The sequence below is a fragment of the Streptomyces sp. NPDC002669 genome, assembly GCF_042889165.1.
Taxonomy (GTDB): domain Bacteria; phylum Actinomycetota; class Actinomycetes; order Streptomycetales; family Streptomycetaceae; genus Streptomyces.
Window position 1 is genome coordinate 93,608 of record NZ_JBIAQQ010000006.1, and the last position, 18,217, is coordinate 111,824.

At 73.5% G+C, this 18,217-nt stretch carries 18 protein-coding genes; 11 read left to right on the forward strand and 7 right to left on the reverse strand.

The window, feature by feature from the left end; translation table 11 throughout:
- The first annotated feature begins 81 nt into the window (after nt 1–81).
- The 3 genes from ACFYW1_RS11470 to ACFYW1_RS11480 all read left to right on the forward strand — a co-directional run bounded on the left by ACFYW1_RS11470 (nt 82) and on the right by ACFYW1_RS11480 (nt 2,308).
- Nucleotides 82–768, forward strand: a complete 687-nt coding sequence (locus ACFYW1_RS11470; protein WP_388990339.1) for a DUF6304 family protein — start codon at nt 82–84, stop codon at nt 766–768.
- A 194-nt stretch (nt 769–962) separates the two neighbouring features.
- Nucleotides 963–1,946 carry a DUF1648 domain-containing protein gene (locus ACFYW1_RS11475; RefSeq protein ID WP_388990341.1) on the forward strand — a complete coding sequence of 328 codons (984 nt, stop codon included), beginning with the start codon at nt 963–965 and terminating at the stop codon, nt 1,944–1,946.
- A 2-nt stretch (nt 1,947–1,948) separates the two neighbouring features.
- The gene (locus ACFYW1_RS11480; protein ID WP_388990343.1) at nt 1,949–2,308 is read left to right on the forward strand and encodes a GntR family transcriptional regulator; all 360 of its coding nucleotides are present in this window, start codon (nt 1,949–1,951) and stop codon (nt 2,306–2,308) included.
- A 121-nt stretch (nt 2,309–2,429) separates the two neighbouring features.
- Here the strand turns inward: ACFYW1_RS11480 and snpA are convergent, their stop codons facing one another.
- Entirely contained in the window at nt 2,430–3,089 is a 660-nt protein-coding gene (gene snpA / locus ACFYW1_RS11485; RefSeq protein WP_388990774.1) for a snapalysin, read from the reverse strand.
- Between the two features lie 280 nt (nt 3,090–3,369).
- On the opposite strand from snpA, the gene ACFYW1_RS11490 reads away from it, so the two are divergent.
- The 5 genes from ACFYW1_RS11490 (at nt 3,370) to ACFYW1_RS11510 (ending at nt 8,652) form a co-directional block, all read left to right on the forward strand.
- On the forward strand, nt 3,370–4,323 hold the full coding sequence (locus ACFYW1_RS11490) for a LysR family transcriptional regulator (protein WP_388990345.1): 954 nt from the start codon (nt 3,370–3,372) through the stop codon (nt 4,321–4,323).
- Nucleotides 4,324–4,450: 127 nt separating this feature from the next.
- Nucleotides 4,451–5,497 (forward strand): NAD-dependent epimerase/dehydratase family protein, encoded by a 1,047-nt coding sequence (locus ACFYW1_RS11495; protein WP_388990776.1) that lies wholly within the window; start codon nt 4,451–4,453, stop codon nt 5,495–5,497.
- A 384-nt stretch (nt 5,498–5,881) separates the two neighbouring features.
- Complete coding sequence (locus ACFYW1_RS11500; protein WP_388990347.1) at nt 5,882–7,351, forward strand: choice-of-anchor A family protein; 1,470 nt, start codon at nt 5,882–5,884, stop codon at nt 7,349–7,351.
- Nucleotides 7,352–7,360: 9 nt separating this feature from the next.
- Entirely contained in the window at nt 7,361–7,720 is a 360-nt protein-coding gene (locus ACFYW1_RS11505) for a DUF952 domain-containing protein (RefSeq protein ID WP_388990349.1), read from the forward strand.
- The gene (locus ACFYW1_RS11510) at nt 7,717–8,652 is read left to right on the forward strand and encodes an NAD(P)H-binding protein (RefSeq protein ID WP_388990351.1); all 936 of its coding nucleotides are present in this window, start codon (nt 7,717–7,719) and stop codon (nt 8,650–8,652) included. Before ACFYW1_RS11505 ends, ACFYW1_RS11510 begins: the two co-directional genes overlap by 4 nt.
- Before the next feature lie 70 nt (nt 8,653–8,722).
- Here the strand turns inward: ACFYW1_RS11510 and ACFYW1_RS11515 are convergent, their stop codons facing one another.
- Nucleotides 8,723–9,334, reverse strand: coding sequence for a TetR/AcrR family transcriptional regulator (locus ACFYW1_RS11515; protein WP_388990353.1), 612 nt, complete (start codon nt 9,332–9,334; stop codon nt 8,723–8,725).
- A 228-nt stretch (nt 9,335–9,562) separates the two neighbouring features.
- Between ACFYW1_RS11515 and ACFYW1_RS11520 the strand changes: the two genes are divergently transcribed.
- Nucleotides 9,563–10,975, forward strand: a complete 1,413-nt coding sequence (locus ACFYW1_RS11520; protein WP_388990778.1) for an MFS transporter — start codon at nt 9,563–9,565, stop codon at nt 10,973–10,975.
- A 131-nt stretch (nt 10,976–11,106) separates the two neighbouring features.
- Here ACFYW1_RS11520 and ACFYW1_RS11525 read toward each other — a convergent pair whose 3' ends face one another.
- The 3 genes from ACFYW1_RS11525 to ACFYW1_RS11535 all read right to left on the reverse strand — a co-directional run bounded on the left by ACFYW1_RS11525 (nt 11,107) and on the right by ACFYW1_RS11535 (nt 13,694).
- Complete coding sequence (locus ACFYW1_RS11525) at nt 11,107–11,586, reverse strand: VOC family protein (RefSeq protein ID WP_388990355.1); 480 nt, start codon at nt 11,584–11,586, stop codon at nt 11,107–11,109.
- Between the two features lie 496 nt (nt 11,587–12,082).
- Nucleotides 12,083–12,790, reverse strand: coding sequence for a B3/4 domain-containing protein (locus ACFYW1_RS11530; protein WP_388990357.1), 708 nt, complete (start codon nt 12,788–12,790; stop codon nt 12,083–12,085).
- A 67-nt stretch (nt 12,791–12,857) separates the two neighbouring features.
- On the reverse strand, nt 12,858–13,694 hold the full coding sequence (locus ACFYW1_RS11535) for an EamA family transporter (RefSeq protein WP_388990359.1): 837 nt from the start codon (nt 13,692–13,694) through the stop codon (nt 12,858–12,860).
- A gap of 118 nt (nt 13,695–13,812) precedes the next feature.
- On the opposite strand from ACFYW1_RS11535, the gene ACFYW1_RS11540 reads away from it, so the two are divergent.
- On the forward strand, nt 13,813–14,397 hold the full coding sequence (locus ACFYW1_RS11540) for a helix-turn-helix domain-containing protein (protein ID WP_388990361.1): 585 nt from the start codon (nt 13,813–13,815) through the stop codon (nt 14,395–14,397).
- A gap of 43 nt (nt 14,398–14,440) precedes the next feature.
- Here the strand turns inward: ACFYW1_RS11540 and ACFYW1_RS11545 are convergent, their stop codons facing one another.
- A complete protein-coding gene (locus ACFYW1_RS11545; RefSeq protein ID WP_388990363.1) occupies nt 14,441–15,346 on the reverse strand; it encodes a hypothetical protein in 906 nt (301 codons plus the stop codon).
- A gap of 198 nt (nt 15,347–15,544) precedes the next feature.
- On the opposite strand from ACFYW1_RS11545, the gene ACFYW1_RS11550 reads away from it, so the two are divergent.
- Complete coding sequence (locus ACFYW1_RS11550; RefSeq protein WP_388990365.1) at nt 15,545–16,804, forward strand: MFS transporter; 1,260 nt, start codon at nt 15,545–15,547, stop codon at nt 16,802–16,804.
- A 113-nt stretch (nt 16,805–16,917) separates the two neighbouring features.
- Here ACFYW1_RS11550 and fabV read toward each other — a convergent pair whose 3' ends face one another.
- Nucleotides 16,918–18,126, reverse strand: coding sequence for an enoyl-[acyl-carrier-protein] reductase FabV (gene fabV, locus ACFYW1_RS11555; protein ID WP_388990367.1), 1,209 nt, complete (start codon nt 18,124–18,126; stop codon nt 16,918–16,920).
- Between the last annotated feature and the right edge of the window lie 91 nt (nt 18,127–18,217).

The following is an 18,217-nucleotide window of genomic DNA, read 5'->3' on the forward strand; positions in this document are numbered from 1 at the left end:
GGAACCGAGGTCACGAGGGCCGTTCGGCGAAGAGGAGGGCGACAGGCCGACTGTCATGGGCACGGACTACAGTCCCTGCCCATGACAGATGAGTCATGGGCAGGGTGGTACCGGGACCGGCAGGGTTCCGACGCCGTCGTCCTCACCACCGACGGACAGCAACTACGTCTCCGGACAAGGGGGATCGACTTCGAGGGCACGAGCTTCGACGGCCTCGCCCCGGTCCTCGGGGCACCACCGGCCGACGACCGGTTCGCCCTGGTGGACGGCGCGTTGAGCGACTGCGTCCTGGAGTGGGACCTGCCGCTCCCGGTGGCCTGGGACGGAGCCGTCCATCAGGCCACGCTCAGCTGCCTGTTGTCGCTGCGCCGCCCCGATTCGTACCTCAGCCTCGAATTGCAGTTCGGCGGTGCGGCCTACGCCTCCCGTCGCGCCGAGAGCGATTTCGCCTCCGCCCTCGCCACGATCCAGCGCTCCCTGCCGCCCGGGGTGCGCCTGCGGACCTGCATAGCCTGCGCCTTCTCGGACTACTTCCCGGCCCCGGAGCCGGCTCCGGGCGCGGAGCGCGGACTGTCCGGGGGCCTCGCCTGTTTCCGGGGGGCCAAGGACGCCTACCGCGGGGCGTCCGGTGAGGGCGACCTCCTGGAACTGTGGGACCGGCGCACCGGATTCGTCCAGGAGGTCTGGAGCTGCCGCGAGTACGAGCCCCGCCCGGACGGCGGCGCAGGTACCGGGCACCGGGGCGCGTTCCCGCTGGAACACGCCTGATGTCCTCCCGCTTCCCGACCCGTTCCGCCCCGCCTCTCCCGTAGTACGTTTCCGCCCGTCGACGCTGCCCCGTACCGGAACCGTTCCGGTACGGGGCAGCTCTGTTGCCCGGGGCGATGAGGGCCGGGGGGGGGCGGGGAGCGGGATTGTTGTCCCGTCATTGTTCTACTAGCATGCGAACAAGGGAGGTTTTAATGAACCGTAAGAACTGGGGCGGGGCCGTTCTCGTCGCCCTGCCGTTCCTGCTCGCGTCCGTCGTCGACCTGGTGCTGTTCCTCGTGTTCCGCGACCGGCTGCCCGACCGGCCGGCCAGTCATTTCGCGGCCGGCGGCCGGGCGAACGGCCACATGGGACTGATCTGGTACCCGGTGTTCTGTGCGCTGGTGTTCGCCGTGACCGGTGTCTCGTGGGCCCTCATGGTGACGCGCGGCAAGTTCCACGGGCGGGCCCATCGCCTGGTCGTCGCCGGGGGCTACGCCCTCGCGGGGTTCCTCGGCTGGCTGATGGCCGCCACGCTGCTGGTCAACGTGGACGCCGTCGAGGGTGCGCGGGGGGAGGCGCAGGGCGTCTCGTTCCCGATGTGGCAGCTCGCCGCCGCCCTGGGCGTCGCCGTGCTCGCGGGCGGGATCGGTGCGGGGCTGGCCGCGCTCCGGCCCGCGCCGGTGCCACCGGCCGGGGACGAACCGGCCGGGGACGCCGCGCGGATCGCGCTCGCGGACGGGGAGGTCGTCGGCTGGACACGCAGCGTCGGGAACCGGTGGCTGCCGCTGATCGTGCTGCTGCTCGTCGTCCTGGGCGCGGTGGGCCTGACCGTGTCGGGCTGGGCCGCCGGGCTGCCTCCGCTGCTCATCGCCGTGCTGATGGCCGGGTTCGTACGGCCGTGCGTGGTGGTCGACCGGCGCGGCATCACCGTCTCCGGAACGCTGCGCTGGCCGCGCGTCAGGGTGCCGCTCGACCGGATCGAGGCGGCGAGCAGCACGCACATCAACCCCCTGGCGGAGTACGGTGGTTGGGGATACCGCGTCCGGCCGGGACGTACCGGGGTGGTGCTCCGCGCCGGTGAGGGGATCGTGGCGACGCTGGCGGGCGGCCGGAAGTTCGCGGTGACCGTCGACGACTCGGCGACCGGGGCCGCGCTCCTCAACACCCTGATCGACCAGCGCAAGGTGGAGCACTGAGCATGCTGTTCCGTGTAGATCCCACGTCCACCGTGCCGCTCGGCGACCAGATCGCGGCGTCCGTGCGCCGCTCGGTCGCCGACGGGGCGGTGGTGCCGGGCGAGCGGCTGCCCGCGGCCCGGGTGCTCGCGGACTCCCTCGGCGTCAACGTCCACACCGTGCTGCGCGGCTACCAGCGGCTCCGCGAGGAGGGACTCATCGAGCTGCGCCGGGGCCGCGGCGCGGTCGTCACCGGCGGCGTCCCGCCGCACCGGGCCCGGCTGCTGGAGCGGGTGCGTGAAGTAGTGGCCGACGCACGCGAGTTGGGGATGACGGAGGACGAGCTGCTGGATCTGGTGCGTACCGCCCTGAACGCGCCCTGAGTCCGGGGCACCCGGCCCGGCGGCCCCGGGGAACCCCGAGGGGCCACCCCGTCCTACGAGGTGGCCCCGGATCCCGCGCGACGGGCCGTGCCGCGGCCCGGGGGAGGTGCGGGGGAACGGATCAGGAGGAGCTGCGGGCCGGTGCGGCCGCGAAGCCGTACTGCCACAGGTAGTTGACCTGGCTGCGCTCGCTCGCGTTGGGGTACGCGTTGGTGCAGGACGTGCCGGGACCGCCACCCGACATCAGCTCGCTGCACGGACCGGAGTAGTGGTCCGGCAGGCCGAGCACGTGCCCGGTCTCGTGTGCGGTGACTCGGGTCGAGTTGTACTGCTGGTTCTGCGCGTAGTCCAGGAAGATGTACCCGTTGCCGTGCCCGTCGGTGCTCGCGTACGAGCCGCGCGAGTCGTTGCCCTCGTAGTAGGTGAAGTCGGCGTTCGAACCCTCCTGCAGCCGGACGTTGGAGACGGAGCTGTTCCAGATCTGCGCGCTGCTGGATATCTGGCTGCGGAAGCTCGGTGCGTTGGCGGCGCTGTAGACGACGGTGACCGCCTGGGCGCCGGGGTTCGCCGCCCGCTTCTTCGCCACGGACTTGGCGACCGCCTCGAAGAACGCCTTGTTCGCGGCGGCGTTCTCCTTCGACTCGGAGTAGGCGGTGTAGCCGGCCCGGGCCTTTGACGAGGCGACGGCGGGCGCCGCGTCGGAGGCCGTGGAGGCGGCGATGGCGGGGGCCGTGCCCAGTACGGAGGCGAGGCCGAAGCCGAGGCCGACCACGGCCGACATGACGGTCCTGGGGTGTCTCATGGGGGGTCTCCTACCGATTACCGGTCCGATGGACCCGTCCGGTGAACCTGTCCGATGACCGGACGGGGACGGGGTGGGGTACGGAGAGAGTGTCGGGGAGCGAAGCCCGCGGCGGATGATGTCAACCGGCGATAGCGCCGCACTATCACCGCCCTCGGTATCTTCACCGAATCCTGCGTCAACTCCAGATGAATTAACGGGCTTTGATGGGATTGGGGAGTCTGGTGCGACCCTCGCCCGCCGCCCTACGCTCGACGGCATGGAGCTTGAGGTGAGACACCTCAGGGCGCTGTGCGCCATCGCCGACACGGGCAGTCTGCACCGGGCCGCACGCAGTCTGGGCGTGAGCCAGCCCTCCCTGACCACCCAGCTGCGACGGATCGAGAACACCCTGGGCGCCGAGCTGTTCTCCCGCGAACGGACCGGCTGCCGGCCGACGCTGCTCGGCCGCGCCGTCCTCAGCCGGGCCCGCCCTCTGGTCGACGGAATGACCGCCCTGGTCAGCGACGCGAAGGCGGAGGCCGCCGCGGTGCGCGCCACCGGCCCGCGGCTGCGCATCGGCTGCACCGCGAGCCGGGTCATCGGCGGCTGGCTGCGCAGACTGCGGCTCCGACTGCCCGACACCGACATCTCGCTGCGGGTCGACGTGTCGGCCCGCGCGCTGCTCCACGACGTCGGGACGGGCGGGCTGGACGTCGCCTTCGTGCACGAGGTCGAGGGCTGCCCGCTGGCCGTCCCCGAGGGCCTGGAACAGCGCGTGCTCCTGGAGCGCGAACCGCAGTTCATCTCCATGGCCAGGGACCATCCGGCCGCCGCCCGGTCCGTGGTCGACCTGGAGGATCTGGCCGCCGACCGGTGGATGGTGGACCCCACGGTGGACGGCGAATGGGACGGGCTGCGCCGGGTGTTCGACGAGGCCGGCCTGGCACCGACCGTCCTGCACGGCGACTACCTCACCGCCGCCTCCCTCATCGTGCTCGGCGAGGCGGTCGCCCCCTGCCAGCCCACCTCGGGGCCGCGCGACGACATGGCGATCCGCCCGCTGCGCGACGACCCCCTCGCGGTACGGCTGCTGCTGGTGTCCCGGCCGGGCACCGACATGACGGCGGCGTACGCCGAACTGGAGGCGGCCTACCGGGAGGCGGCCCAGCGGGCGGCCGGCTACCACCAGTGGCTGCTGCGCAACCGCAGCCCGCTCGTCTGCGCCCCTTGAACGACGCCCTCGGCGGCAGGGGCGAGCGGGACGGCCGGAGGGGCGAACCGGTGCCCGATTGCGCTGAGAGCGAGGACCTGTTCCGGGCCGGGTGAGCGGCAGGCAGAGTCGACCCATGAGACTTCTGATGCTGGGTGGTACGGAATTCGTCGGACGCGCCGTCACGGAGGAGGCACTCGCACGCGGCTGGGAGGTCACGGTGTTCCACCGGGGCCGGCACGCCCCTCCGTCCGGGGTGACGGAACTCCTCGGCGACCGCACCGCCGAGGACGGACTCGCGGCACTGGCCGCGCCCGGCCCCCGCGCCGGGAACGCGAGCGAGGGCGGGGACGGCGACGGTGGCGGGTACGCCTGGGACCTGGTGGTCGACACCTGGACCGGGGCGCCCTCCGCCGTACGGGACGCGGCCCGGCTGCTGGCCGGCCGGGCCGGCCGGTACGTGTACGTCTCCAGCCGCTCCGTGTACGACTACCCGGCCCCGGCCGGGCTGGCGGAGGACGGCCCGCTGGTGGCCGGGGCCTCGCCCGACGAGGACGGGGCGGGCGGGGAGGTCCCGTACGCCCTGGCCAAGCGGGGCGGTGAACTGGCCGCGCTCGACGCCTTCGGGGACCGGGCCCTGCTCGTCCGCGCGGGCCTGATCCTGGGCCCCGGCGAGAACGTCGGCCGGCTGCCCTGGTGGCTGACGCGGATCGCCCGGGGCGGACCGGTGCTCGCCCCGGGAACCCCGGACCTGGAGCTCCAGTACATCGACGCCCGCGACCTCGCGAACTGGCTGCTGGACGCGGGCAGCGGCGGCCTGGGCGGTCCGTACAACCTGGTCAGCCGGCCGGGCCACGCCACCATGGGGCAGCTGCTGGACGCCTGCGTACGCGCCACCGGCTCCGACGCGACGCTCCGTTGGACGCCCGCGGAGACGGTCCTCGCGGCGGGCGTGGAGCCGTGGAACGACCTGCCGGTCTGGGTGCCGCCGGGCGAGCTGTACGACACGGTGCACCGGAGCGACGTGAGCAAGGCGTACGCGTCCGGCCTGCGCTGCCGACCGGTCGAGGAGACGGTCGCCGACACCTGGAAGTGGCTGGAGGAGCTGGGCGGACGGGCTCCGCAGCGGGCGGACCGGCCGACGCTCGGCCTGGACCCGCGGGTGGAGGCCGAACTGCTGGCGAAACAGGACTGACCGGCTCCGGCGCTCCGCAGCGTACCGGCGGGGACGTGCCGGACCGGCAGGCGCACGGACCCGGGGGGGGGGGGGGGGGGGGGGGGGGGGGGGGGGGGGCGGGGGGGGCGCCGGGCGGGCGGCGGGGCGGCGCGGAGGGGGGGGGGGGCCGGGGGGCGGGGGGGGGGGGGACGGGGGGGGGGGGGGGCGGGGGCGCGCCCCCGCGCCCCCCCCCCCGCCCGGCGGCCCCCCCGCCCCCGCCCCCCCCCCCCCCCCCCCCCCCCCCCCCCCCCCCCCCCCCCCCCCCCCCCCCCCCCCCCCCCGGCCGGGGTATCCGGGTGCATCGAATCCGATCCGGCGTGGCACTCCGCCTTGTTTGATACGTAAAGCTGCATATTGCCCTTTATGGCAACAGATACACAGAGGCGCGGCAGAAGCATCCGGGCGGCGGTGGCCGCGGCGGCGGCCGCGGCACTGGTGGGCACGCTGGCGGCCACCGCTCTCGCCGACCCGCTGCCCGGCGGGCTCGGCCCCTGCCGGGGAGACGACTGCCCGACCACCTGGCTCGACCCGAACAACGGGGCCGTCACCCACCACGACAGCAACATCAACATCTTCGTCGGTGGCGACTTCCTGGTCCGGGAGGCCGCCGCGGAGGCCGAGGGGAAGATCGTCACCCTCGGCCGCTTCGACATGAACAAGCGCGAGGGGGCCTCGCAGGTCTACAACGTCGGCGTGGTCGGCGTGGGCTCCCGGGTGCCGCCCCCGAACGACTCCGACTACCTGACGGTGGGCGGCCCGCTGACCGTCGCGGACGGGCAGCGGCTGATCGCCGAGGAGGGGCCGAACCACGGGGTGGTCAAGTACGCCGACACCGTCAGCGGGACGGTGACCCCGGCGCCGCTCAGGGACCCCGCCGCCACGGACCCGTACACGGCGCTGCGCGACCAGCTGACCGAGGCCAGCCACTGCTACGCGTACGACGACGACCAGGGCCACCGACGCCCCGTCACGGGCACCACGGTGAACGCCGGTTTCGAGACGACCTTCGTCGGCGACGGCACCTCCGCCCTCCAGGTGTTCGCCGTGGACGCGGACGTGGCGGCGGGCGGGGGCGGCCAGCAGGGCATCACGTTCAACGCGATCCCGGACGGCGCGACGGTGCTCGTCAACGTCTACGGAAGCAGCCGCAACATCAACACGTACATGGGGTCGCTGCCCCAGGCCGGGCTGCGCGAACGCCTGTTGTGGAACTTCCCCGACGCCACCGAGATCGGGCTGCACGGCTCCACCCAGTTCCAGGGCAGCGTGCTGGTCGGCCAACCGTCGAGCACGACCACCCTGGACATGAGCGGCACCAACGGCCGCTTCTACACCGCCGGTTCGCTGATCCACACGTCGGCGGGACAGTCGGGCGGCCAGGAACTGCACTCCTACCCCTTCGACGGGGACCTGCCGAGCTGCGCCGAAGAACCCACCCCTACGCCGACGCCCACCCCGACGGATACTCCGACGCCCACCGATACACCCACCCCGACGGATACCCCGACCCCGACGGATACGCCGACGCCCACGGACACTCCCACTCCGACGGACACGCCCACCCCGACGGGTACCCCCACGCACACCGACACCCCCACGCCCACGAGCACCCCGACGCGGACCCACACCCCCGGGCCGTGGCCCTCGGAGACGGTGCCCGGGCCGGATCCCGTCCCGACCCACAGCTGGCCGCACAAGCCCCACCCCGGGGGAGAACTTCCCCACACGGGTTCCCGGGGCGGTGAATGGATCATCGGTGGCATCGCCGCGGCTCTGCTCGTGGCCGGTTCGGCGGCCACGCTGATGGCCCGGAGAGCGCGTCGACGCAGCTAGCTTTGGCCCATGGCCGAACTGCTGCTGCACCTCACCGAAGGGCCCCTGTGGGAGGCGGCCCGCGGGATCGGGACGTACGAGATGTCCACCCGCGGCCGCACCCTGCACGAAGAGGGCTTCATCCACTGCTCGTTGCCGCACCAGCTCGCCGGCGTGGCCGAGATGCTGTACGGCGCCGGGAGCGGGGCCGGGGCGGGTGACCAGGAACTCGTGGTCCTCGTCATCGACCCCGACCGGCTCCCGGCGCCCGTGCGGTACGAGTCCGTACCGCCCGGTGGCGAGGAGTTCCCGCACATCTACGGGCCCGTCCCGGTGGACGCGGTCGTGGAAGTGCGCCCCTGGCCGGACAAGGAAGGCGATCCCGTATGAACGCTCCATCCCCTGCGGACCCCGAGGGTCCGGTGAACCCCGAAATCCCCGTCATCGCCGTCACCGGGGCGAGCGGTGCCGTGGGCGGCCGGGTCGCGCGGCGCCTGGTGCGCGCCGGGGTGCCCGTACGGCTCCTCGGGCGCGATCTGGCACGACTGCCCGAACTGCCCGGCGCGGTCGCCGCCCCGCCCGCCCGGTACGGCGACGGGGAGGCCATGCGCCGCGCACTCGCCGGGGCGCACACGCTGTTCCTCGTATCGGCGCACGAGAGCCCCTACCGGGTGCGCGAGCACACGACGGCCGTGGACGCGGCGGTCGCCGTGGGTGTCGAACGCATCGTGTACGTCTCCTTCCTCGGCGCCGCGCCGGAGGCCACGTTCACCTTCGCCCGGGACCACTGGCACACCGAGGCGTACATCCGGACCGCCGACGTGCGCCACACCTTCCTGCGCGACAGCCTGTACCTCGCCGGGCTCCCCGCGATGACCGGCGCCGACGGGGTGCTGCGCGGTCCGGGCGGCGACGGCCGGGTGGCGGCGGTGGCGCACGAGGACATCGCGGACGCCGCGACCGCCGTACTGCTGGCCGACACCGAGCACGCCGGCACCCGCCACGACGGGGTGACGTACGACCTCACGGGCCCCGAGGCGTTCACCCTCGCCGAGGCGGCCGAGGAACTGAGCAGGGCCACCGGCCGGACCGTCACCTACGTACCGGAGACCCGCGAGGAGGCGTACGCCTCACGGGCGCAGTACGGGGCCGAGGACTGGGAGGTGGCCGGCTGGGTGACCTCGTACGAGGCCATCGCGGCCGGTGAGATGGCCACGGTCTCGGACGCGGTGCCGAACCTGACGGGGCGTCCGGCGATGGGCCTGGCCGCCTATCTGAGACAACACCCGGACAGCTACCGGCACCTGCTGAAGCAGCCCTGACCGCGTACTGACCGCACCGCCGGCACGTGCCCCTGCCGGCCGTTTCGTGTGACGGGGCGTCCGGTGGCGCTCAGTCCACGTACACGCCCGCCCGTGCCGCCGCGGCCGCCGCCTCGGCGGCACGGTCCGCGGCCGCCTCGTCGAGCGGCCCGCCGCCGGCCAGCAGCCGGTAGTAGAGGGGGGCCGACACGGCACGGATCACCTCGCCCGCGTTCGTACCCGCGGGCAGTTCCCCGCGCTCGACCGCCTCGGTGACACAGCCGGACCACTCCTCGACGCGGACCGCGTAGAACCGGTGCAGCGCCCCGGCCGTGCGCGGATCGCACGTGGCCGCGGCGATCACGGACTTGAAGAGGGGGCCCTGCCGGGGGTCGGAGAGGGCCGTGGCCACCAGCCGGGCGTTGGCCCTGAGGTCCTCGATCAGCGAGCCCGTGGCCGTACGGGGCGAGGACTGCTCGGCCATGTCGTCGAGCAGGTCCGCGACCAGGCCGGTGGGGGAGGACCAGCGCCGGTAGACGGTCGTCTTGCCGACCTCCGCCCGGCGCGCGACATCGGCCAGGTCCAGCCGGTCGAAGCCGTGCTCGGCCAGGGCGTCGCCCGCGGCCCGCAGAACCGATTCCCGGACCCGGGCGGTACGGCCGCCGGGCCGGACGGAGCCGGGTTCCACACCCTCAGACGTCATAACGGGTCTCCAGTTCCATTAGTGGCCCTTTCTCTGCTACGGTGACTTCATCTTAACGGAACTGTAGTCCCGTTTAAAACTCCTGCCTGAGGAAGTCCCCTCATGTCCGCACCCTGCCAGGCCCCGTCGGGCCCGACTGCCACCGACACCGACACCGACACCGCCACCGACACCGCCACCGACGGTGCCGTCGGCATCGCTGCCGACACCTCCCCGTCGAAGATCCGCATGACCGGGCGGCAGAAGCTCGTCCTCACCCTTCTCCTCGGCGCGCAGTTCATGATCGCCGTGGACTTCTCGATCCTGAACGTCGCGCTGCCGGTCGTCGGCGAGGGGCTGGGGTTCTCCCTCTCGCACCTGCAGTGGATCGCCACCTCGTTCGCGCTCGCCGCGGCCGGCTTCACCCTGCTGTTCGGGCGGATCGCCGATCTCGTCGGCCGCAAGCGGCTGTTCCTCGGCGGCATGACCGTTCTCGGCCTCTCCTCCGTCCTGGGCGGACTCGCCACCTCGCCCGAAATGCTGCTCGTGGCACGGGTGTTGCAGGGGCTCGCCACGGCGGCCGTCACCCCGGCCGGGCTCGCGCTGCTGACCACTTCCTTCAGGGAAGGCCCCCTGCGGGAACGGGCCCTGGGCCTCAACGGCGCACTGATGTCCGCCGGGTTCACCGCCGGAGCCATCCTCGGCGGCCTGCTCACCGATCTGCTCTCCTGGCGCTGGGCGTTCTTCATCAACGTGCCCGTGGCCGCCCTGGTGGTCGTCCTCGCCCCGTCCGTCATCACCGAATCGCGACCCGCCGGGCGCCCCCGGCTCGACGTCCCCGGAGCCGTGACCGTCACCGGCGGTCTGCTCCTGCTCGTCTACGGGCTGACGCAGGCCGGCGAGTCCGGCTGGACCACGCCCACCACCCTGGCCGCGCTCCTCGCGGGCCTCGTGCTCCTGGTCGGCTTCTGGACCGTCGAGAAGAGGGCGGCGTCGCCGCTGGTCCCCGTGCACATCCTGAAGCGGCGCAGCGTCATCTGGGGCAACACCGCAGGTCTGATCGCCTTCGTCACCGAGACCTCGCTGGTCTTCCTGCTGACCCTCTACCTCCAGGAGGTCCTCGGTCACTCGCCGCTCGCCACCGGCCTCGCCTTCGGCGTCCTGGGCATCGGCACCGTGATCGGCGGCACGTTCGGCGGCCGCGCGGTCGGACGCTTCGGGAACCGTACGACCATCGTCGCCGGCGGGATCGTCCAGGCCGTCGCCACGCTCTCCCTGGTGGCGCTCGGGACGGCGGGGGAGTGGATCCTGCTCCTGCTGGCGGCCACCTTCGTCGGCGGGATCGGCAACATGCTGATGATCGTCGGCTTCATGGTCACCGCGACCTCCGGGCTGCCCGACGAGGAGCAGGGGCTGGCCACCGGCCTGGCCACCATGACCCAGCAGGTCGGCATCACCATGGGCATCCCGGTCATGAGCGCCGTCGCCACCGCCCGGATGTCCGCCATCGGCGACACCGGCCCCGAAGGCGTCCTCTCGGGGGTGTCGGTCGCGATCCTGGTCAACTCGGCGCTGGTCCTCGCGGGCGCGCTGCTCGCGGGCGCCTTCCTCGGGCCGCGACGCGGCGCGCGACCCGGCGCCGGGAGCGGCATCCGGGGGTGAGGCCGGGGAACGGTGCGGCGATGCCGGGCGGCGGATCGGCCTGATCCGGCCGCCGCCCGGCATCGCCGCAACCGCGCGTTCCGGTCCCGGTCCCGGCCCCGGTTCCGGGCCGGGGCCGGTCTCCGCGTGTCTCAGCCCCCGTCGTGGGCCGCGCGCAGGGCGGCGATGTCCAGCTTCTTCATGGTCATCATCGCCCTCGTGGCCCTGGCCCCCTTCTCCGCGTCGGGATCGAGGACCATCTCCAGCAGCGCCTCGGGCACGACCTGCCAGGAGACGCCGTACCGGTCCGTCAGCCAGCCGCAGGGCCCCTCCTCGCCCCCGTCGGTGAGGCTGCTCCAGTAGTGGTCCACCTCGGCCTGGTCCGCACAGTGGATCTGGAACGAGATGGCCTCGTTGAACGTGAATTCCGGTCCGCCGTTCAGTCCGACGAACTTCTGGCCGTTGAGCTCGAATTCGACCGTCATCACCGATCCGGCGGGCCCCGGCCCCGCCTCGGTGTAGCGGCCGATCCTGCCGAGGCGTGAGTTCTTGAACACCGAGAGGTAGTACTCCGCCGCCTCCTCGGCCTGCCCGTCGAACCACAGACATGTGGTGAAGCCTTTGGTGGTCATCGCTGTCTCCTGTCGTGTGCGCAGCCCCGTCACATGCGCAACCCCGTAATGCGCGCAGCCCCGTCGCCTGCGCATGTCCACCCATATGGACCGATCCCGTCCCGAAAACTCATCGCTGTACGGGAAACGCCCCTCTGCGAGGAAGAGGGATCGGCCGACTCCATATGGTCCCCCGCGGACGGCCCCGAACCCGCCCGACGACACGGGTGCACTCCGCGCCGGGCGACCGGCCCGCTCCGGTCACCCGGGGCGCATGGCGTGATCGCGCGGGAGGAACACGACGTGATCGTGCGGGGCGCGCGATGTCATACCCAGGTCCGACCCCGAGGTCCGGGCCCTGCTCCGATGCCCCGGCCGGGGGAGGGGCGGCATCGTCGGGGGGCATGACGAACCGAACGGTCCTCGTGGACACCCCGGCATCCTCCGTCGGCGCCCGGCTGCGCGCCGCGCTGCCGGTGGAGCGGATGGGCACGGCCGGGCATCGGGGGAACGGGGCTCAGACGGTGACCCGGGGCCGCGCCGCGTCCAGGTGGTGCACCGCGGTCCGGTCGGCGTGCGGGGCGAGCAGGTCCCGCAGTTCGTGCGCGGCGGACTCGACGAGGTGGCCGTCACGGGCGGCATGGAGGGTTTCGAGGATGAACACGACGTCCGCGGAGTCCTCGGTGACCCGGGTGCGGTGGGCGTCGCGGTGGTTCCAGTGCCGGGTCAGGACGCCGGTGGTGTCCGCGTAGACGATCTCGCCGGGACCGGGGTTCTCGACGGTGCCGGGTTCGCCGAGCGGGGTGAAGGACTCGGAGCCGTCGGCGTGCCGGATCTCGACGTCGCCGGTGACCCGGCCCAGGTCGAAGGCCCCGGCGGGCAGACCGTGCCGGACGGAGACGGCGTTGTAGGAGTCGACGGGCGGGTTGATGCGCGGGAGGGTGCCCTTCTTGGCGAGGCGGCGGCCGAGCGCGTCGACGCTGGGGCGGACGCGGCGGGGGTTGGTGCCGAAGGAGCGGTAGGCGGTGTGCCACGCCTCGATGCGGGGATCGGTCTCGTCGGCGGGGCGCCAGCTGCCGTCGGCGAGCCGTTCCTCCAGCTCCGCCAGGGCGGCGACGGTGCCGGGCCAGGGCTCGCGGCCGCGCAGACCGGTGGCGGTGACCAGGGCGATGAGGGTGCCGGGGAAGGACTCCACGACGGCGGGGGCGATGCGGAAGGCGGGCATGGTGCGTGGTTCCGTTTTCTGCGTGCGTACGGGGGCGAAGGGGTGAGGATTCCGGGGGAGCCCGGATTCAGGTCAGGGCGAGGAGGCCGACGGCGACGGCGGCGGTGCCCAGGCCGACGAGCTGGCCGCGATGGATGCGCTCGGCGAGCACGCTGCGGGCGAGCAGGACCGTGCCGACCGGATAGAGGGCGGTGATCACGGCGACGACGGCGAGGTCCCCGCTGCGGGCGGCGAGCAGGAACAGCAGGTTCGCCACGGAGTCCAGCGCACCCGCGGCCGCCGAGGTCGCGTACGCCGGCCGCTCCGGGCCCAGCCGGCGGCGCAGCAGCCCCGCCGCGGTCAGGGTGATCGCCGAGGAGACCGTCCGGCCGATGAGCAGCGGGGCCACCCCGCTGTCGGCGGGCGCCTGGTGCAGGAAGACCAGCTGGAGGGCGATGGCGGCACCGGCCCCGAAGGCCAGCAGCAGCGCCGTGCGGGAGGGCCGTGCCGCCCCGGCGCCGTGCCCGGCGCTGACCAGCACCACCGCGACCAGCGCGAGCGGCAGGCCGATCAGCCCGGCGGCGGCCAGGTGCTCGCCCTGCAACAGGCCCACGCCGACGGGCAGGGCCGCGGACACCAGCGCGGTGACGGGCGACAGCACGTTCATCGGCCCGATCGCCAGGGTGCGGTAGAGCAACGCGAACGCGGCGGCCGACGCGACCCCCGACGCGGCGCCCCAGCCGAGGGCGCCGGCGCTGAACGAGGCGCCGAGCACGGGCCACAGCAGCAGTTCGACCACGAGGCTGGCCGGGGCCGCGATCATCACGGTACGCAGCACATGGGCCTTGCGGGCGCCGAGGCCGCCCAGGAAGTCGGCGCACCCGTAAGCGAGCGAGCTGCCCAGGGCCAGCAGCAGAGCGATCACAGCACATCCCTTACCATTCAGTGGAATGACCGCACCGTACAACGGACCGACCGGGGTGTGTCAATGAAACGACCGGACGGTTCATCGAAATAGTTCAGCTGTGAGAGATGGTGATCCCGTGACCGAGACGGCCGCGGCCCTGCGGACGGTCGCGCACAACGTCCGGGCGGCCCGCATCAGGGCCGGCCTGTCCCTGGAGGAGCTCGGCCGGCGCGCCCAGGTCAGCAAGGGGGCCCTGGTGGGACTGGAGAAGGCCCAGGGCAACCCCAACCTGGCCACCCTGGTCCGGCTGGCCGACACCCTCGGCATCTCCGTCTCCGCCCTGATGCAGGGCCCCTCCGAAGGCCGCGTCCGGGTCGTGACCGCCGATGCCGTGGCGCCCCTGTGGACCGGCGGGCACGGCGGCGAGGCCCGGCTCATGCTGACCACCTCGGGCCCGGCGCCCGTGGAGATCTGGCGCTGGCGGCTGCGACCGGACGAGGAGTACCCCAGCCACCCCCACCAGGCCGGGGTCGTGGAGACCCTCAGCGTCACCTCCGGCCGGATGATCCTGGTCGTCGACGGCACCGAGCACCCCGTCGAGGCCGGGCAGACCGCCACGTTCGACGGCGACACCCCCCACACCTACCGAGGGGCGGGCACCGAGACCTGCCACCTGATCATGACGGTCCACATCCCGCCCGGCCCCGCCTCCGCGAGCTGAACCGCGGGGCGTACGGGGCGCCCGGCGGCCGGCCGCCGGTGTGTCATCCGGCGGCCCGCCCGCTCCGGGGCGTCCGGTCGCGCAGGACGATCAGGGTCCAGCCGCGTCCGGCCGGATCGAGCGGTCGGGTCGCGGCGGTGAAGAGCTCCGCGGCCCGGCGGTAGGAAAGCCGCCCCCGGCCGGTCACCGGACAGCGCTCGGCCGCTGCCGTACCGGCCGGGGCCCGCCGGCCGGTGACGAACACCGGCCCCGCGGTGCGCCCGGCCAGCAGCATGGGCAGCAGACGTGCCGCGCCCGGCCCCCAGCGCAGGGTCCCCGGCGCGCTCCCCCTGGTGCGCCGGGCGGGCAGGTCGAGGTGGTCGATGTCGAGGGCGAGCACCTGCTCGACGGCGGCCCGCGACTCGTGCAGGAGGTGCCACAGTGTCAACTCCCTGAGGGGAGCCCGCAGGGCGAGGGCGGCGCGGGCCCGGTCCGGAACGCCGACGGCCGGCGTTGCGACGGTGACCACGGGAACAGAAGCGTCGACGGGGGCGGGCGCCGGGTCGGGGCGCGGCGTCGGCGGTACCAGCCCGGCGGCCGGGTCCGCGGTGATCCAGCCCCGCGCCGACCACCACGCCGTGGCAGCCCGGAGGCAGGCCAGCTCGCGGTCCAGCGTGCGCGGTCGCGCGGTGCCGGCGCGGTCGGCCAGTCCCCTCCGCAGCCGCTCCGCCGCCTCCGGGGCGTCGAGCAGGGCGAGCGGAACGACGGGCGGACGGGCGCCCCTGCGCTCGCGGCCGGTCGGCGCCCGCCGGTCGACCAACGGCCAGGCCCACCCGAGCAGCGAAATGCGGTAGACGCGGCGGGAGGCGCTCCCGAGGTCGGCCGCGGCGAGATAGCGATCGACGGCGGCACCGTATTCCACCGGCGCCGGGCGGGGCGTGCCCGCGTCGTCGATGTGATGTTCCCCCATCTCGCCCTCCCGCAGTAAATGGGCTTCGTAATTGCTCTTCCGGAAGTTTTCAACTGAGCCTACCACCAGCCATGTTGCAGTAAATGAAGGCTATTTACTGCGCCGGTTCGCGAAGAAGTAAAACTGATGGCAAAAGGCTCAACTTTCTTTCCGGAAACGCTTGTGGGAAATGGTTCGGCGGAGGGAGAGTGCGGACCCATGACGCTTCGTACCCGCTCTCCCGCCGTGCCCGGGACCCGGACCGCCGTGCACCGGCTGCGCGTTCTGCGGCACTCGCGATTCCGCCGTTTCCTCGTCGGCCAGAGCACGTCGCTGCTCGGCTCCGGGATGAACACGATCGCCACGGCCTTCGCCGTGCTGCAGCTGCCCGGCGGCGGGGTCGACGCCGTCGGGGTGGTGATGGCGGCCCGGATCCTCGCGGTGCTGGCCGTGCTGCTGCTCGGCGGCGTACTGACCGACCGGCTCGGGGCCCGTGCGGTCATGCTGACGTCGGACCTGCTGCGGTTCGGCTCCCAGGGCGTGCTGGCCGTGCTGCTGTTCACCCACAGTGCGAGGGTCTGGGAAGTGGTCGTGCTGGCGGTGGTCCTCGGAATCGGCGAGGGGGGATTCAGCCCGGGACTGACGGCCCTGGTGCCCGGCCTCGTCCCCGAGGACGACCTCGCGGACGCCAACGCGCTGCTGCAGATCACCCAGGCGGTGACCTCGGTCGCGGGGCCGGGCCTGGCCGGCCTGCTCATCGCGGTCGCCGACGCGGGCACGGTGGTCGCCGTCGACGCGGTCAGCTACGGCGTGAGCGTCCTGGCCCTGGCCGGGCTGCCCCTGTCACGGCCGGCCGCGCCCCGCCGCGGGCTGCTCGCCGAACTGGGCCTGGGCTGGAAGGAGTTCACCTCCCGCACCTGGCTGTGGGTCACGACCCTGCACATCGGTCTCTTCAACTTCTTCCTCTGGGCGCCGTTCCTGGTGCTGGGGCCGATGCTCGCCCAGCAGCGGCTCGGCGGCGCGAGGGCCTGGGGGCTGGTGCTGGCCCTGTACGGCGCCGGCTCGGTCGTCGGCGGCCTGGCGCTGCTCGGCAGGAGCCCCGGCCGGGCGGTCGCCTGGTCCGTGGCCGCGTCCGTCGGCTGGGCCGTTCCGGTCGCCGCACTGGCCGTGCGGGCGCCGCTGGCCTGGGTGGCGGCCGCCGCGCTCGTCGCGGGAGGCGGTGCGGCGGTGTGCAGCGCCCTCATGGCGACCGTCATCCAGCGCGAGATCCCCGCCGAGGCCCGCGGCCGCATCGGCGCCTTCGACAGCCTGGGCGCCTTCGCCCTGGGGCCGCTCGGCCTGGCACTGGCCGGGCCGGTGTCGGGAGTCGTGGGCGTGGACCGGCTCCTGGGGTTCGGGGTGCTGTGGCAACTGGCCGCAGTCGCGATGGTGTTGGCCCTCCCGTCCGTACGGAGGCACGACGCGGGGCGACCGGCCTGAGCGCCCTCGGCACCCGGCCGCCGGAACGGCCGGGCCCGCGTCCCGTGAACCGCGCACGGACTGCGGCGCCCCCGCTCGCGTGTGTCGCGGAACGGGGGCGCCCGTGGTGCGGGTCAGGCGGTGGGAACGGGCCAGGGGACGTCGGTCTCGACGGCGGCGGTGTAGTCGATGCCGGGGACGGAGAAACCGTAGAGGCGACGGACCTCCTCGCTGAACCAGTCGAGGTCGGCGAGCTCGGTGATGCTGTCGCTGGTGGCGGTGGCCCAGCGCTCGGCGACGGCGTCCTGCACGGCGGGGTCGAGTTCCCAGGTGTCGAGGCGGACCCGGCCCTCGTCGTCGGTTTCGAGGGGGCGGACCCCGGTCAACTGGTCCCACAGCTGAACCAGTTGCCCGATCGGGGCCACCATGGTGTCGCCGAGGACGCCGCGCAGCAGGCCGACGTATAGGGCGATGCCGGGGATCGCGGTGGAGGACTGGGTGACGGCGGCGGCGTTGACCGACGTCACGGCCCGGCCGCCCACGGTCTTCCCGAGCCGCTCGTCCAACGTGCGCGCGGTGGCCTCCAGATGGGACTTCGCGGCGCCGATGGTGCCCTGCCGGTAGATCGCCCCGGTGAGCGGCGAGCCGATGTAGGACAGGGCGGCGGTGGTGAAGCCGTCGGCGAGCAGGGACCGGTCGGCCAGGAACGTGATCCACCGCTCCCAGTCGTCGCCGCCCATCACCGCCACGGTCTGCTCGATGTCGTCGCCCTCGGCCGGTGCGGTGGTGACCTCCTTCACCTCCGGCACGCCGTTCTCGTCGAAGGCGAGGGTCTTGGTGGTGTACGGCGAACCGATCGGCTTGAGGACCGAGGCGTACACGTCGCCGGTGTCCGGGTCGGTGCGGCGGGGCGCGGCCACCGAGTAGATCAGGTAGTCGAGCCGTCCCCCGAACCGCTCGACGAGGAGGTCGGCGACCTGCTCCTTCATCGCGTCGCCGAACGCGTCGCCGTTGAGGAAGACGATGTCCCGCCCGTGCTCCCGGGCGAGCCGGGCGGTGGCGGCGGTGCGGTACCAGCCGGCCGTGCCGGTGCGCCGCGCGGGCGCCTTCTCGAAGCACACGCCGATGCCGCGGATACCGGCCCGGGCCAGGCCCGCGATCGTGGCGGCCAGCCCGTATCCGGCGGACGAACCGATGACCAGGGCCACCGGCCCCTCGCCCTCGGCGGCGACCGGGACGGGGACGGCACGCCACATCTCGTCCACCAGCTGCCGGCAGCCGTCGGGGTGGGAGTCCAGGAACAGGAAGCCCCGGCTCTTGGGCGCAATGACGCGTTCGCTCACGGTGTGGTGCCCCAGGTGTCGTCACGGACATGGACGCGACGGCCGCCCAGGCCGCCCCGTCCTGCAAGTCTGCGGCCGCACGGAGGAACAC

Bases quoted from the DNA above. Each gene is read 5' to 3' on its own strand.
- ACFYW1_RS11525 (WP_388990355.1), bottom strand. From the start codon at position 11,586: ATGACCACCAAAGGCTTCACCACATGTCTGTGGTTCGACGGGCAGGCC.
- ACFYW1_RS11510 (WP_388990351.1), top strand. From the start codon at position 7,717: ATGAACGCTCCATCCCCTGCGGACCCCGAGGGTCCGGTGAACCCCGAA.
- ACFYW1_RS11520 (WP_388990778.1), top strand. From the start codon at position 9,563: ATGACCGGGCGGCAGAAGCTCGTCCTCACCCTTCTCCTCGGCGCGCAG.
- ACFYW1_RS11470 (WP_388990339.1), top strand. From the start codon at position 82: ATGACAGATGAGTCATGGGCAGGGTGGTACCGGGACCGGCAGGGTTCC.
- ACFYW1_RS11550 (WP_388990365.1), top strand. From the start codon at position 15,545: ATGACGCTTCGTACCCGCTCTCCCGCCGTGCCCGGGACCCGGACCGCC.
- ACFYW1_RS11505 (WP_388990349.1), top strand. From the start codon at position 7,361: ATGGCCGAACTGCTGCTGCACCTCACCGAAGGGCCCCTGTGGGAGGCG.
- ACFYW1_RS11475 (WP_388990341.1), top strand. From the start codon at position 963: ATGAACCGTAAGAACTGGGGCGGGGCCGTTCTCGTCGCCCTGCCGTTC.
- ACFYW1_RS11495 (WP_388990776.1), top strand. From the start codon at position 4,451: ATGCTGGGTGGTACGGAATTCGTCGGACGCGCCGTCACGGAGGAGGCA.
- snpA (WP_388990774.1), bottom strand. From the start codon at position 3,089: ATGTCGGCCGTGGTCGGCCTCGGCTTCGGCCTCGCCTCCGTACTGGGC.
- ACFYW1_RS11545 (WP_388990363.1), bottom strand. From the start codon at position 15,346: ATGGGGGAACATCACATCGACGACGCGGGCACGCCCCGCCCGGCGCCG.
- ACFYW1_RS11530 (WP_388990357.1), bottom strand. From the start codon at position 12,790: ATGCCCGCCTTCCGCATCGCCCCCGCCGTCGTGGAGTCCTTCCCCGGC.
- ACFYW1_RS11515 (WP_388990353.1), bottom strand. From the start codon at position 9,334: ATGACGTCTGAGGGTGTGGAACCCGGCTCCGTCCGGCCCGGCGGCCGT.
- ACFYW1_RS11490 (WP_388990345.1), top strand. From the start codon at position 3,370: ATGGAGCTTGAGGTGAGACACCTCAGGGCGCTGTGCGCCATCGCCGAC.
- ACFYW1_RS11500 (WP_388990347.1), top strand. From the start codon at position 5,882: ATGGCAACAGATACACAGAGGCGCGGCAGAAGCATCCGGGCGGCGGTG.
- ACFYW1_RS11480 (WP_388990343.1), top strand. From the start codon at position 1,949: ATGCTGTTCCGTGTAGATCCCACGTCCACCGTGCCGCTCGGCGACCAG.